At 42.9% G+C, this 14,153-nt stretch carries 11 protein-coding genes; 8 read left to right on the top strand and 3 right to left on the bottom strand.

The genetic code is table 11. The features are described from left to right. Positions 1-65: 65 nt before the first annotated feature. Positions 66-362 (bottom strand): thioredoxin family protein, encoded by a 297-nt coding sequence (locus BLW31_RS06250; protein ID WP_022301891.1) that lies wholly within the window; start codon positions 360-362, stop codon positions 66-68. Between the two features lie 415 nt (positions 363-777). Here BLW31_RS06250 and dapF point away from each other — a divergent pair, with 415 nt between their 5' ends. From dapF to BLW31_RS06220, 6 genes are all read left to right on the top strand, one after another. Then, the gene (gene dapF, locus BLW31_RS06245) at positions 778-1,599 is read left to right on the top strand and encodes a diaminopimelate epimerase (protein ID WP_010538420.1); all 822 of its coding nucleotides are present in this window, start codon (positions 778-780) and stop codon (positions 1,597-1,599) included. A 71-nt stretch (positions 1,600-1,670) separates the two neighbouring features. Next, positions 1,671-2,903 carry an LL-diaminopimelate aminotransferase gene (locus BLW31_RS06240; RefSeq protein WP_010538421.1) on the top strand — a complete coding sequence of 411 codons (1,233 nt, stop codon included), beginning with the start codon at positions 1,671-1,673 and terminating at the stop codon, positions 2,901-2,903. Between the two features lie 195 nt (positions 2,904-3,098). Continuing rightward, positions 3,099-3,860: a hypothetical protein gene (locus BLW31_RS06235; RefSeq protein ID WP_010538422.1), complete on the top strand. Its 762-nt coding sequence runs from the start codon at positions 3,099-3,101 to the stop codon at positions 3,858-3,860. Between the two features lie 143 nt (positions 3,861-4,003). Beyond that, positions 4,004-4,360, top strand: coding sequence for a P-II family nitrogen regulator (locus BLW31_RS06230; protein ID WP_010538423.1), 357 nt, complete (start codon positions 4,004-4,006; stop codon positions 4,358-4,360). Positions 4,361-4,440: 80 nt separating this feature from the next. Further along, positions 4,441-5,901 (top strand): ammonium transporter, encoded by a 1,461-nt coding sequence (locus tag BLW31_RS06225; protein ID WP_010538424.1) that lies wholly within the window; start codon positions 4,441-4,443, stop codon positions 5,899-5,901. Positions 5,902-5,945: 44 nt separating this feature from the next. Further along, the gene (locus tag BLW31_RS06220) at positions 5,946-8,135 is read left to right on the top strand and encodes a glutamine synthetase III family protein (RefSeq protein WP_010538425.1); all 2,190 of its coding nucleotides are present in this window, start codon (positions 5,946-5,948) and stop codon (positions 8,133-8,135) included. Between the two features lie 188 nt (positions 8,136-8,323). Here BLW31_RS06220 and BLW31_RS06215 read toward each other — a convergent pair whose 3' ends face one another. After that, on the bottom strand, positions 8,324-8,902 hold the full coding sequence (locus BLW31_RS06215; RefSeq protein WP_010538426.1) for an HdeD family acid-resistance protein: 579 nt from the start codon (positions 8,900-8,902) through the stop codon (positions 8,324-8,326). Positions 8,903-9,074: 172 nt separating this feature from the next. On the opposite strand from BLW31_RS06215, the gene BLW31_RS06210 reads away from it, so the two are divergent. Both BLW31_RS06210 and BLW31_RS06205 read left to right on the top strand, forming a co-directional pair. Continuing rightward, a complete protein-coding gene (locus BLW31_RS06210) occupies positions 9,075-11,192 on the top strand; it encodes an RNA degradosome polyphosphate kinase (protein ID WP_010538427.1) in 2,118 nt (705 codons plus the stop codon). Then, positions 11,189-12,118, top strand: a complete 930-nt coding sequence (locus tag BLW31_RS06205) for a Ppx/GppA phosphatase family protein (protein WP_010538428.1) — start codon at positions 11,189-11,191, stop codon at positions 12,116-12,118. Before BLW31_RS06210 ends, BLW31_RS06205 begins: the two co-directional genes overlap by 4 nt. Before the next feature lie 67 nt (positions 12,119-12,185). Here the strand turns inward: BLW31_RS06205 and BLW31_RS06200 are convergent, their stop codons facing one another. Beyond that, a complete protein-coding gene (locus BLW31_RS06200; protein WP_010538429.1) occupies positions 12,186-14,045 on the bottom strand; it encodes an SLC13 family permease in 1,860 nt (619 codons plus the stop codon). Positions 14,046-14,153: the final 108 nt, after the last annotated feature.

Below are 14,153 nucleotides of genomic sequence, written 5' to 3'. Positions count from 1 at the left end.
TAAGCACCATCATGCAGTAAACCAATATGCATGATGGTGCTTTTTACATAAAATCCCAATAGAAGCTATTTGAAATCTTCCAATACCTCTTTCAACTCTTCTACCGTCAACTCACCTACTTGCCTCCACAGTTCATGTCCTTTATGCAATAGGAGGAAAGCAGGTACCGTCTCAATATTATATGAATCGGCTACGGCTTTATCTCCTTCAATGTTCACATTTACCAGTTCTATCACTCTCTGCTCATAAGTGCGGAGCACAGGTCCTATCCATTCATAATGAGGCGACCAGTCAGCGTAAAACACAACCAATACCAAATGATTGCTCTGTGCGGCAACTTCCAATTGTTTCTCTATATCCATATCTCCTACATTTATTATGTTATTGTTAGGAAGAGAACAATGAATATATAAAAAAGGTTCTTCTCCATATTCGATAAACAATATGTCATACAAATAAGCAAATTCACTTTCATATCGTCAAAACCAAAAGAAGTCATTTCTTGTTTTTATAGTAATATACAGGAGAAATTGACTATAAAATCCTCATATATTATGAAAAGATATGCAAAACGAATCCACCAAATAATAATTTATCAAAATAAGCACATGTAAAATTTCAGATTAACACTAAAGATCCCTGTATACAAATCAATTGAAAGTTTGATAAAAATAAATAGATATTAGACATACTTTCAACTAAAACATAAAGCAAAAAGTCATATCTTTGCATTGTAATAAAACAAAAGGTTACAACAATCAATAAATAAGGATCAAAATGACAAATACAATAAAATTTACCAAAATGCACGGGGCAGGAAATGACTACATCTATGTAGATACTACCAGATATCCGATAGCAGATCCTGAAAAGAAGGCGATTGCATGGAGCAGATTCCATACGGGAATCGGAAGTGACGGACTTATATTGATTGGTACTTCTGACAAAGCTGATTTCAGCATGCGTATATTCAATGCAGATGGTTCCGAAGCGATGATGTGCGGTAACGGAAGTCGGTGTGTAGGCAAATATGTATATGAGTACGGATTGACGGATAAGACAGAAATCACCCTTGATACATTGTCAGGTATTAAAATCCTGAAACTACATATAAATGGAAAAGCGGTTAGCGCAGTCACGGTAGATATGGGGAGTCCACTGGAAACAGGTGAAGTCTGTTTTGGAAAAGAATATCCTTTCCGGTCTACCCAAGTATCAATGGGAAATCCTCATCTGGTTACTTTTGTAGAAGATATCTCTCAGATCGATCTGCCGAAAATAGGCCCTGAGCTAGAAAAATATCATCTCTTCCCGGACAGGACAAATGTAGAATTCGCCCAAGTAATTGGGAAAGATACCATACGAATGAGAGTATGGGAAAGAGGATCGGGAATAACTCAAGCCTGCGGAACAGGTGCGTGCGCAACAGCAGTAGCAGCCTGTATCAACGGACTTGCAGGAAGAAAAAGCGATATTATAATGGACGGAGGAACTGTCACTATCGAATGGGAAGAAGCCTCGGGACATATATTAATGACAGGACCGGCAACCAAAGTTTTCGATGGAGAAATAGAAGCAGACAACGGCCAACCCAAATAGGCTGATGAAATAAGCGTTTCCGAACAATCAATTAAAGATAAGAATATAGCAAAACTTAAAACAATAACAATATGGCATTAGTAAACGAACATTTCTTAAAACTACCGGGAAGCTATTTATTCTCGGATATAGCGAAAAAGGTAAATACGTTCAAAATAACGCACCCTAAACAGGATATCATCCGGTTAGGTATCGGAGATGTCACCCAGCCGCTTCCCCAAGCCTGTATCGAAGCTATGCACAAGGCAGTAGAAGAACTGGCAAGTAAAGATACATTTCGCGGATATGGTCCTGAACAGGGATATGACTTTCTGATTGAAACCATTATAAAAAATGATTTTGCTCCCCGGGGAATCCATTTTTCGTCATCGGAGATATTTGTCAGTGACGGAGCAAAAAGTGATACAGGTAACATAGGAGACATTCTTCGTCATGACAACAGTGTCGGTGTCACAGACCCTATCTATCCGGTATATATAGACAGCAACGTTATGTGCGGACGTGCCGGAATACTGGAAGAAGAAACAGGCAAATGGAGCAATGTGACCTATATGCCTTGCACAAGTGAGAACAACTTTATTCCGGAGATTCCCGACAAACGGATAGACATTGTTTATCTCTGCTATCCGAACAACCCGACAGGAACCACACTAACGAAACCGGAACTAAAGAAGTGGATAGATTACGCATTGGCAAATGATACACTGATTTTGTTCGATGCCGCATACGAAGCCTATATTCAGGACGCGGATGTCCCCCACTCTATATACGAAATAAAAGGTGCAAAGAAATGCGCGATCGAATTTCGTAGTTTTTCAAAGACAGCAGGATTCACCGGAGTACGTTGCGGCTACACCGTAGTACCGAAGGAACTGACCGCTGCCACTCTGGAAGGTGAACGTATTCCACTCAACAGATTGTGGAACCGTCGCCAATGTACTAAGTTCAACGGCACTTCCTACATCACTCAACGGGCAGCGGAAGCAGTCTACAGTGCAGAAGGAAAAGCACAGATCAAAAAAACGATTGATTATTATATGACCAATGCAAAAATAATGAAAGAAGGACTGGAAGCTACCGGACTGAAAGTATACGGCGGAGTCAATGCGCCTTATTTATGGGTGAAAACTCCGAACGGACTCTCTTCCTGGCGATTCTTCGAACAGATGCTATATGAAGCTAACGTAGTCGGAACTCCCGGTGTAGGTTTCGGACCCAGCGGCGAAGGATATATCCGACTGACAGCTTTCGGCGATCGTAACGACTGTATCGAAGCGATGAGAAGGATTAAAAACTGGCTTTAGAAATGAAGAATGAAGATTTTTTTGCAGTATGAGATACCCCCATCTCGACTATAGTTCTTTTGAGTTTATCATTTTAACTTGTTGTTTCTGATTCTTCATTCTTAATTCTTCATTTAACTGATAGTATTTTGCGCGCTACTATATAACACTGGACCGTACATCCACATTTTTCTAACTTTTAAAGGTAAAAAGACGATGAAAACGACGATTAACAAAAAATTGGGGGTAATAATAGTAGCATTATTACTAACGGGGATTGTGCCATCCGCCATGAAGGCACAAAATAAAGTAGAAGCTTCTGTAGGAGCAGATTTGGTAAGCGGTTATATCTGGCGTGGTCAGGACCTGGGTGGAGTAAGTATCCAACCTTCACTGGGAATCTCTTACAAAGGTTTTTCACTCGGAGTATGGGGATCAGCAGGATTTGAGTCATCAGACACTAAAGAATTCGATTTAACACTCGGCTATTCAATAAATGGTTTTAGTGTTTCGATCACTGATTACTGGTTTAATACTCAGGTTCCGTCAGGAGTAGACGATGAAGGAGAAACGATCTATTCTACCAACAAGTATTTCAAATATGGCGCTCATTCAACCGCCCATGTTTTTGAAGCACAGATTGGATATGATTTTGGTCCGCTGGCTGTCAATTGGTATACCAACTTTGCAGGAGCTGACGGAGTGAAAGGGAATGGGAAAAGAGCCTATTCATCCTACCTCGCACTAAGCGCACCCTTCCAATTGGGTGGACTCGACTGGATGGTAGATTTAGGCATAGTACCTTGGGAAACATCTTTTTATAATGGGTATACAAGTGGATTCTGCGTATCGGATATCAGCCTCGGAGCTACCAAAGAAATCAAAGTCACTGATTCTTTCTCGGTTCCGGCGTTTGCCAAAGTATCAGTCAATCCACGCACGGAAGGTGCTCACTTCACATTCGGATTAAGTTTTTAAGAGAGAGAATTTTATATCTAAAGAGTGTATAGGGAATAGAAAAGGTAGTTAGAGTTTAGATTTTATCGGTTTGTTGTATGGTAACCTGCTATGGCTGCCCCCTATACCTCTTTTTTTACAAGTCACACTAATATTTAAGGTATATGAAAAAGATTGAAGCTATTATCCGTAAAACCAAATTCGAGGACGTAAAAGATGCTTTACTTGAAGCAGATATCGAATGGTTCTCCTATTATGATGTAAGAGGCATCGGTAAAGCACGGCAAGGACGTATCTATCGTGGAGTTGTATATGATACCAGTACAATCGAACGTATCCTGATTTCGATTGTAGTACGCGACAAAAACGCAGAGAAAACGGTACAGGCAATCATCAAAGCCGCCCAAACCGGAGAAATCGGCGACGGACGTATTTTCGTCATTCCCATCGAAGATGCCATCCGCATCCGCACTGCCGAGCGAGGCGACATTGCCCTCTATAACGCCGAACAAGAACGCTAACCAACAACCGGCAAGGTGCCGGAATCAGGTTTCCTTGCGGATTATAACATAATAAAAAGGTATTAAATAAGATAATCATTATGGATACAATATATAAAAAGCACAGCTCTGTAAAGCTGTGGATAGCTACTGCTATGCTCATTTTCAGCTGTCTCACTACGAGCGTTTTCGCACAAAAAACTGTTGTCACCGATACTGTTACGGCGGTTACAGAGACCATCACTGAAATTGCGACAGACCCTGTTAAAGTAGCAACAACATCTGAAGAAGCTGCCATAAGTGCTTCCGATACAATTGGAGAGCTGGCACTCGGATTAAATACTGTTTGGATGCTGCTTGCAGCAATGCTGGTATTCTTTATGCAGCCGGGATTTGCATTAGTCGAAGCCGGTTTCACAAGGGTGAAGAATACTGCCAATATTTTAATGAAAAACTTTGTAGACTTCATGTTCGGCTCACTGCTCTATTGGTTTATTGGCTTCGGGCTGATGTTCGGTGCAGGAGGATTCATCGGAATGCCTCACTTCTTTAACTTGTCTTTTCTGGATAGCGATTTGCCCAAAGAAGGTTTCCTTGTTTTCCAGACAGTGTTCTGTGCAACAGCAGCTACCATCGTGTCCGGAGCAATGGCAGAACGTACAAAATTCTCAATGTATCTAGTATACACAATCTTTATCAGTGTGCTTATTTACCCAATTTCCGGTCATTGGACATGGGGAGGTGGTTGGCTGATGAACGGTGAAGAAGGCTCTTTCATGATGAATCTCTTTGGAACCACCTTCCATGACTTTGCAGGTTCAACAGTCGTTCACTCTGTAGGTGGTTGGATTGCTCTGGTAGGTGCTGCTATTTTGGGACCGCGTATCGGTAAGTATGGAAAAGACGGAAGATCAAAAGCTATTCCGGGACATAATCTGACAGTCGCAGCATTAGGTGTATTCATTCTCTGGTTCGGATGGTTCGGCTTCAACCCTGGTTCACAATTGGCTGCAAGTACTGAAGCGGATGCAATTGCAATCTCTCATGTCTTCCTGACAACCAACCTGGCCGCTTGCGCCGGTGGTTTCTTTGCGCTGGTAGTTAGCTGGATGAAGTATGGCAAGCCATCCTTATCTCTGACACTAAATGGAGTTTTGGCAGGTCTGGTAGGTATCACAGCAGGATGCGATGCAGTATCTCCGACAGGAGCAGTAGTGATTGGCGCTATTTGTGGCGTAGTAATGATACTCGCCGTTGACTTTATCGATAAGGTATTGAAAATTGACGACCCTGTCGGTGCTTCATCCGTACATGGAGTCTGCGGTTTTCTGGGAACAATTCTCACGGGGCTATTTTCTACCAGTGAAGGTTTATTCTACGGACACGGAGCAGGTTTCCTTGGTGCACAGATTTTCGGAGCATTAGTAGTCGGAGCATGGGCAGCAAGTATGGGATTCACCATCTTCAAAGTACTTGATAAGGTTCATGGTCTGCGAGTTCCGGCACGTGTCGAAGAAGAAGGCCTCGACATTTACGAACACGGAGAATCTGCTTATAACTAAATTTTTTACTCTAACATATTTAACAACAAATCAAATTAGGTATTATGTCAAAACTTAGATTCAGAGTAGTAGAAACAGCGTTCAAGAAGAAAGCTGTTGAAGTGCCGACACCCGCTGAACGTCCTTCGGAATATTTCGGCAAGTATGTGTTCAACAAAGAAAAGATGTTCAAATACCTTCCCAGTAAGGTGTACAATGCGCTGATTGACGCTATTGACAATGGGGCTCCCCTAGATCGTAGCATAGCTGACGAAGTAGCTGCCGGAATGAAAAGATGGGCGGTCGAAATGGGTGTCACTCATTATACACACTGGTTTGCACCGCTTACCGAAGGCACGGCAGAAAAGCATGACGCTTTCATTGAACATGACGGCAAGGGCGGTATGATGGAAGAGTTTTCAGGCAAGCTACTGGTTCAACAGGAACCGGACGCCTCTTCGTTCCCGAGTGGCGGTATCCGCAACACATTCGAAGCCCGTGGCTATAGCGCATGGGACCCTTCCTCACCTGCATTCATTGTAGATGATACGCTCTGTATCCCCACTGTGTTTATCGCATACACCGGTGAAGCTCTCGACTATAAGGCTCCATTACTGAAAGCATTGCGTGCCGTAGATAAAGCTGCCGTAGACGTATGTCACTACTTCAATCCGGAAGTGAAGAAAGTAGTTGCCTACCTGGGCTGGGAACAGGAATATTTCTTGGTAGACGAAGGTCTGTATGCCGCACGCCCTGACCTGCTCATGACAGGACGTACGCTGATGGGACATGACAGTGCCAAGAACCAACAGTTGGAAGATCACTATTTCGGTGCTATCCCTACCCGCGTAGCTGCCTTTATGAAAGACCTCGAAATTGAGGCTCTCAAACTGGGTATCCCTGTAAAAACCCGTCACAACGAAGTGGCTCCAAACCAGTTCGAGTTGGCTCCTATCTTCGAAGAATGTAATCTGGCCAATGACCATAACCTGCTAATCATGTCGCTGATGCGTAAAGTAAGCCGTCGTCACGGTTTCCGCGTATTGCTTCACGAAAAGCCATTCAAGGGAGTAAATGGTTCGGGTAAGCACAATAACTGGTCTCTGGGTACCGACACTGGTATTTTATTGATGGGACCGGGCAAGACACCGGAAGATAATCTGCGTTTTGTGACATTCGTCGTCAACACCCTGATGGCAGTTTATCATCACAACGGACTGTTGAAAGCTTCCATCTCCAGCGCTACCAATGCGCACCGTCTGGGAGCTAACGAAGCACCTCCGGCAATCATTTCTTCTTTCCTAGGCAAACAGTTGTCTCAAGTGCTGGATCATATTGAGAACAGCACAAAGGATGACCTGATCAGTCTTAGCGGCAAGCAAGGTATGAAACTGGATATCCCGCAAATTCCCGAACTGCTGATTGATAATACAGACCGTAACCGTACTTCCCCATTTGCCTTCACCGGCAACCGTTTTGAGTTCCGCGCCGTAGGTTCCGAAGCAAACTGTGCTTCTGCCATGATCGCCCTAAACTCTGCCGTAGCAGACCAGTTGAAGAAGTTTAAAAAAGATGTAGATGCCTTGATTGAAAAGGGAGAGCCGAAAGTTTCTGCCATACTTGAAATCATCCGTGGATACATCAAGGAATGTAAAGCCATTCATTTCGACGGTAACGGTTACAGCGACGAATGGAAAGCAGAAGCTGCCCGTCGTGGTCTGGATTGTGAAACAAGCGTCCCTGTCATCTTTGACAACTATCTGAAACCGGAAACCATCGCTATGTTCGAAGCAATCGGTGTAATGACGAGAAAGGAACTCGAAGCTCGAAACGAAGTGAAATGGGAAACATATACCAAAAAGATTCAGATCGAAGCCCGTGTATTAGGCGACCTGGCAATGAATCATATCATTCCGGTAGCTACTCAATATCAGACAGACCTGATTAACAATGTCTACAAGATGCAATCCCTGTTTCCGGCAGAAAAGGCAGCAAAACTGTCAGCCAAAAACCTGGAACTGATTGAAGAAATCGCTGACCGCACCGCCTTCATCAAGGAACATGTAGATGCCATGATCGAAGCGCGTAAGGTTGCAAATAAGATTGAGAGTGAACGTGAAAAGGCTATCGCTTATCATGATACAATCGTGCCGGCATTGGAAGAGATCCGTTATCACATTGACAAGTTGGAACTGATTGTTGACAACCAAATGTGGACACTCCCAAAATACAGAGAGTTACTGTTTGTAAGATAAGCATATAATATAAATGAAGAACTAAAAATGAAGAATTACTATGCAGGTTGTGATAAACGCACAGCTAATTCTTCATTCCTCATTTAATTGAAATTATCTATTTCTTTTGTTGGTTGTTTTAAGTTTGCAGGGGAGGGGTACCGCGAGGTAGTCCTCTTCTTTTTTATATAGCAACCGAAATCTGACCTTTATTCTATAATTTTAGCATCTTCAATATCTTCATCATCAGGTGTAATTGGGTTCTTAGGGCGGCGGCGTGTAAATTTAAACCAGTTTATCAACTCAGACAACGAATAAACCAAACTACTGATACCAATGATTATAAATGCTGTATTACGGGCACCAGTCGGATTAAACAGAGCAACGATACCTGCAATAAGAATCAGCGAAGGAATCAGATAAAACGCTCCCGAAACAGGCATCCATCGACGTGCCATCGACAAAGAAGCTATTTGCTGTACTCCACCCATAATCAGGATAAAACCTAACAAGAACATCAGCACATCTGCGAAAAACTCGGGCATCACTATCAGCCAAAGACCGAACAGCAAACTCCCTACCCCCTCAATCGGAAAACGGGGAGCCGGGACATTCTCCGGTCTTTTCCGTCCGAAATAACCGAAAAGGCTGATTACACCGGGAATTAGAAATGCCACCCCTACCGTGATGACAATATAACTAGCTGCCGCATTGGGCCAAAGCACCAACACCAAACCTATGACAAGCGCAAACAAAATGCGAATCAGAGAATAATTCATTGTTTTCATATATTCTATATTTTTTAACGAAGTCTGTTTCAATACTTTTGCGAATATAAGTGTTTCTATCCATATATAAAAATAACAAACGTAGATTGTAATAAGTTCGTAACAAAATCGTTATAGCCATTACACCTCACTTAGATACTTTTGCAGAAAATAAAAAAACAGGTCTTTCATCATGAAATCAAGCGAAGCAAAAAAGAAGTGTCCTTATGTAGAACGTGACATCAGCTGGATGTATTTTAATCAGCGTATCCTCCTCGAAGCTGCCCGTCCGGAAGTACCCCTTCTGGAACGCCTGACTTTTCTCGGCATCTATTCTAACAATCTGGACGAGTTCTTTCGTGTCCGCGTCGCCACACTGAACCGAATCATAGAATATGCTGATAAGAACATATTAAAAGAGCAGGAAACCGCCACACGCACACTCAAACAGATAAGTAAACTACACAATCGCTTCTACGAACAATTTGAAGATACTTTCGCTTCCATCATGGAAGAACTGAAAAAGGAGAATATCTATGTAATCAAAGAAACGGAGATGAACGATGAACAGAAAACATTCATCACCTCTTTCTACCGAAATAAACTGAACGGCTCTACCAATCCGCTTTTCCTCAATGGAGCCCGACCTTTAGACGACCAGACAGATGAGGATATCTATCTCGCTATCCGTTTGCTTCGCAAAGACGAAACAGGAAAAATAAAGGAAAAAGACTATGCTGTTATCGAATTACCAGCCGGAGAATTCGGACGTTTCATCCAACTACCGGATTCGGACGGGAAAACATATCTGATGTTTCTCGATGATGTGATCCGTTATTGCCTGCCTATGATTTTTGTCGGAATGAAGTACACTGATTACGAAGCTTATACTTTCAAATTCACCAAAGACGCCGAAATGGAGATAGACAGCGATCTGCGAACAGGCGTACTTCAGAAGATTTCAAAAGGAGTAAAAAGCCGCAAGAGAGGAGAACCGATTCGATTTGTTTATGATGAACAGATACCCAAAGATTTGCTGAAAAGATTAGTTGACCGGCTGAATGTAGACAAAAACGATACCCGTGTGGCAGGAGGACGTTATCATAACTTCAAAGATCTGATGAAGTTTCCGGTATGCGGGCGTAATGACCTGAAGTATCCCGTCTGGGAACCGATTTTCAAACCGGAACTAAACGGTAAGGAAAGCCTTCTGACGCTGATCCGACAAAAAGACCGCTCATTACACTATCCGTTTCATAGCTTTGATACTTTCATCCGTGTGCTTCGTGAAGCGGCTATCAGCAAAGAAGTAAAAAGCATCAAAATGACACTTTACCGGTTGGCCAAAGAATCAAAAGTGATAAAAGCACTGATCTGCGCAGCCAAGAACGGGAAAAAAGTAACGGTAGTCATCGAACTGCTGGCGCGTTTCGACGAAGCTTCCAACATCAACTGGAGCAAAAGAATGCAGGATGCAGGTATTCATGTCATATTCGGTGTGGAAGGATTGAAAATCCATTCCAAGCTAGTGCACATCGGTACCCGCCACGGAGATATTGCCTGTGTCAGTACAGGCAACTTTCATGAAGGAAACGCACGTATGTACACTGACTATACAATTATGACTGCCCATCGCCCTATCGTCCGGGAAGTAAATGCAGTATTCGACTTTATTGAAAAACCGTACACTCCTGTCAACTTCAAAGAGTTGCTCGTTTCTCCTAATGACATGCGTAAACGACTGATCGCCCTCATCAACAAAGAAATTAAGAACAAGGAACAAGGAAAAGAAGCCTATATTCTGGCAAAAGTGAACCATATTACCGATCAAGCACTCATTGAAAAATTATATGAAGCCTCGGCTACCGGAGTTCAGATAGAGCTGGTAGTACGCGGTAACTGTTCCCTGGTAACAGGTATCCCAGGTATCAGCGAAAATATACATATCAATGGTATTATCGACCGATATCTGGAACACTCCCGTATTTTCATCTTTGCCAATGACGGAGACGAAAAATACTATATCGGTTCTGCCGACTGGATGCCACGAAACCTGGATAACCGCATTGAAGTACTGGCTCCGGTCTATGATAAGGAGATACAGGCAGACTTAAAGCGAATCGTCTGTTACGGATACCGGGATACAGCGAAAGGACGCATAGTAGACGGTACGGGAGAAAATCGGCTTTGGAAAGGATTCCGTTCCACTCTTTGCAAAGGCTCCACTCCTGCCTTCGTCGAAGCAGACAAGACAAACGTACTTTTCCGCTCACAAGAAGAATTATACAAAGAATACAAGAATACATTATGATTAGTATGAAGAAAGTGAATTATGCAGCCATCGACATCGGCTCCAATGCCGTACGATTACTGATAAAATGCGTAAACGAAGAAAATGCCCCCGAACTAATGAGTAAGGTGCAACTCATTCGCATCCCTTTACGACTGGGAGAAGATGCTTTCACAATGGGTGTGATTTCCGCAGAAAAAGAGAAAAAGCTAATCCGCCTGATGAAAGCTTACAAACAGTTGATGAAGATATATGATGTGGTAGACTACCGTGCCTGCGCTACATCTGCCATGCGCGATGCCCGGAACGGTAAAGACATCGTCCGACAAATAGCTAAGAAAACAGGTATACGTGTAGATATCATCGACGGACAGGAGGAGGCACACATCGTGTACGACAATCACATCGAACAGCTTTTCGCCTCCGGGCAGAACTACCTGTATGTAGATGTCGGCGGCGGTAGTACTGAAATTAATCTGATCAGCAACGGAGAACTGAAGAGCTCCCGCTCATACAATATCGGCACGGTCCGTATGCTCAGCGGCATGGTGAAAGAAGAAGAAAGAGAGGCTTTACATACCGATCTGACAGGGCTTGCCACGGAATATGCACCTATCAGCATCATCGGTTCGGGAGGAAACATCAACAAACTGTTCCGTCTGGCAGACAAAAAAGATAAAAAGGCTTCTTTCCTACCCGTTGAATCGCTACGCGAAATCTACGAAGCATTGCAAACTCTTCCTGCCGAGCAACGTATCAAACAATATAAGCTAAAACCGGACCGGGCAGATGTCATCGTTCCGGCTGCGGAAATATTCCTGGAAGTAGCTACTTATGTAAAAGCGACCGGAATCATTGTACCTACTATCGGACTGTCAGATGGAATTATTGATAGTCTGTATACACAAAATATGGCATCCTTTGACACCTCTTCCACCCATATATAAAGAACTGCCCTGTAAATCCGGACTGGATTACAGGGCAGTTTCTTAAACGTTATAAGGGTATAATCTATCAGAATGGGAAAATCAATGGCAGCACAAATATCATCACAATTCCCATGATAATCTGCAACGGTAATCCCACCTTCACATAATCCATGAAAGTATATTGTCCGGCAGGCATTACCAACGCATTAGGCGGTGTAGAGAACGGAGAAGCAAAACACATACTTGCACCCACCGTCACTGCAAACAGGAAAGGAACCGGACTAACACCAATCTGCATAGCACTTTGCAAAGCAATCGGTGCAAGCAGGACAGCTGTAGCCGTGTTACTGATAAACATAGTCATCAATGAAGTTGTAAAATAAATACCCGCCATCAATGCTACAGGCCCGTAAGCTCCCAACCCACTGACCAAAGTATTGGAGATATATTCCGAAGCACCTGTTTTCTCTAATGCCAGCGACATAGGAAGCATAGCTGCAATCAACACGATACTTTCCCAGTTAATCGTTTTATAAGCAGCCTCTACATTACGGAAACATCCTGTCAGAACCATCAAAATACCTGCTATCATAACGGCTGTTACCGGGGCAATCGGGATAAAGTCAAATACCATCATTGCCACCATCAGCACCATGATAGAGGCGGCAACGGGAGCTTTATAGTCCAAAGTTACTTTCGCCGCTTCTGCCAAAGGCTGTCCTAACACCACCCAATCCGAATCCTCTTTACTAAGACGGGCAATGTTACTCCAGGTTCCCTGCACTAAAAGCACATCACCACTATGAATCCGCTCATTCCCCAAATCCTGCAACAGATATTCCTTCTTACGACGGATACCCAACACATTCACATTAAATTTATCACGGAATCCGGACTCCTTGATGGTCTGGTTAATCAGACTAGAGGCAGGCATCAATACTATTTCAGCGATACCTATATCATAAAAATCAAGAGAATTGGTAGTACTTTTCGTCTCTTCCGTAGCGTGATCATCCAATATATCGAGCAAGTAATCTTCGGCAAACTGTTGTACTTTATCAAATTCTCCAGACACATACAGAATATCTTCCGCTTCCAACATAGTATCCGGTTCGGCAAGTTTCTGAGTGATCGTCTTCAGAAAACGATGTTGCGAGGCGTCTCCACGACGGACTTCCATAATGTTGAGTCCATATTTACGACGAATATCCAAATCAAGAATAGTCTTTCCCAAAAGAAGCGAATCTTTTATCACTTGCATACGGAACAGGTTGCTCGAAAGTCCATATTCATTTACCAATTCTTTTAGTGACTTACCCGAACGGCTATTATCATCTTTCTGCCCTTTTTTAGAAAGAAACCACTTACTAAGAGGCATCAAAACCAGTGTACCGACTGCCACACTCACAAGACCTACGGGCAAGAAGGTAAAGAAAGAAAGCGGTTCGAAACCTGCGGAAGTCAATGTATTTTGTATAACAAGATTCGGTGGTGTACCGATCAGCGTCATCATTCCTCCCATACTACTGGCAAAAGCTAATGGCATCAGCAACCGGCTCGGATTCATCTTGGCACTCATCGCCAGACTAACCACAATAGGAAGCATCAATGCTACCGTACCGGTATTACTGACAAATGCACCAATAGCAGAAGTGACCAGCATAACAAGCAAAAACAAGCGAATTTCGCTGTTTCCTGCAAGTTTAAGAATACGAGAACTAATCATTTTTGCCAGACCTGTCTGAAAAATAGCTCCACCCACCACAAACAGTCCGATCATCATAATGACTACCGAATTGGAGAAACCGGAAAGGGCCTCATCAGGTGTTAATATCTGAAAGATAAGTAAAGCTACTAACGCACATAGTGCCACAAGATCCGAACGTACCTTACCGTTTACAAAAAAGATAGCCGAAAGAACGAGAATGGTAATGGTTATCAACATAAGCAAAAAAATAAAATGATTGTTTTATCCTGAATGTATCAAAGATTTGTTTTGGATGAGCAAAATTAAAAAATACTTTGCCGCTATAAAAACAAATTAGAATTGTTT

This window comes from Bacteroides faecis MAJ27, from assembly GCF_900106755.1.
GTDB lineage: Bacteria > Bacteroidota > Bacteroidia > Bacteroidales > Bacteroidaceae > Bacteroides > Bacteroides faecis.
The sequence above is the reverse complement of the archived record's forward strand: the minus strand, read 5'-3'. Positions and strand labels throughout refer to the sequence as shown.

Coding starts and splice junctions, on each gene's coding strand:
- BLW31_RS06250 (WP_022301891.1), bottom strand. CDS start 362: ATGGATATAGAGAAACAATTGGAAGTTGCCGCACAGAGCAATCATTTG.
- dapF (WP_010538420.1), top strand. CDS start 778: ATGACAAATACAATAAAATTTACCAAAATGCACGGGGCAGGAAATGAC.
- BLW31_RS06240 (WP_010538421.1), top strand. CDS start 1,671: ATGGCATTAGTAAACGAACATTTCTTAAAACTACCGGGAAGCTATTTA.
- BLW31_RS06235 (WP_010538422.1), top strand. CDS start 3,099: ATGAAAACGACGATTAACAAAAAATTGGGGGTAATAATAGTAGCATTA.
- BLW31_RS06230 (WP_010538423.1), top strand. CDS start 4,004: ATGAAAAAGATTGAAGCTATTATCCGTAAAACCAAATTCGAGGACGTA.
- BLW31_RS06225 (WP_010538424.1), top strand. CDS start 4,441: ATGGATACAATATATAAAAAGCACAGCTCTGTAAAGCTGTGGATAGCT.
- BLW31_RS06220 (WP_010538425.1), top strand. CDS start 5,946: ATGTCAAAACTTAGATTCAGAGTAGTAGAAACAGCGTTCAAGAAGAAA.
- BLW31_RS06215 (WP_010538426.1), bottom strand. CDS start 8,902: ATGAAAACAATGAATTATTCTCTGATTCGCATTTTGTTTGCGCTTGTC.
- BLW31_RS06210 (WP_010538427.1), top strand. CDS start 9,075: ATGAAATCAAGCGAAGCAAAAAAGAAGTGTCCTTATGTAGAACGTGAC.
- BLW31_RS06205 (WP_010538428.1), top strand. CDS start 11,189: ATGATTAGTATGAAGAAAGTGAATTATGCAGCCATCGACATCGGCTCC.
- BLW31_RS06200 (WP_010538429.1), bottom strand. CDS start 14,045: ATGTTGATAACCATTACCATTCTCGTTCTTTCGGCTATCTTTTTTGTA.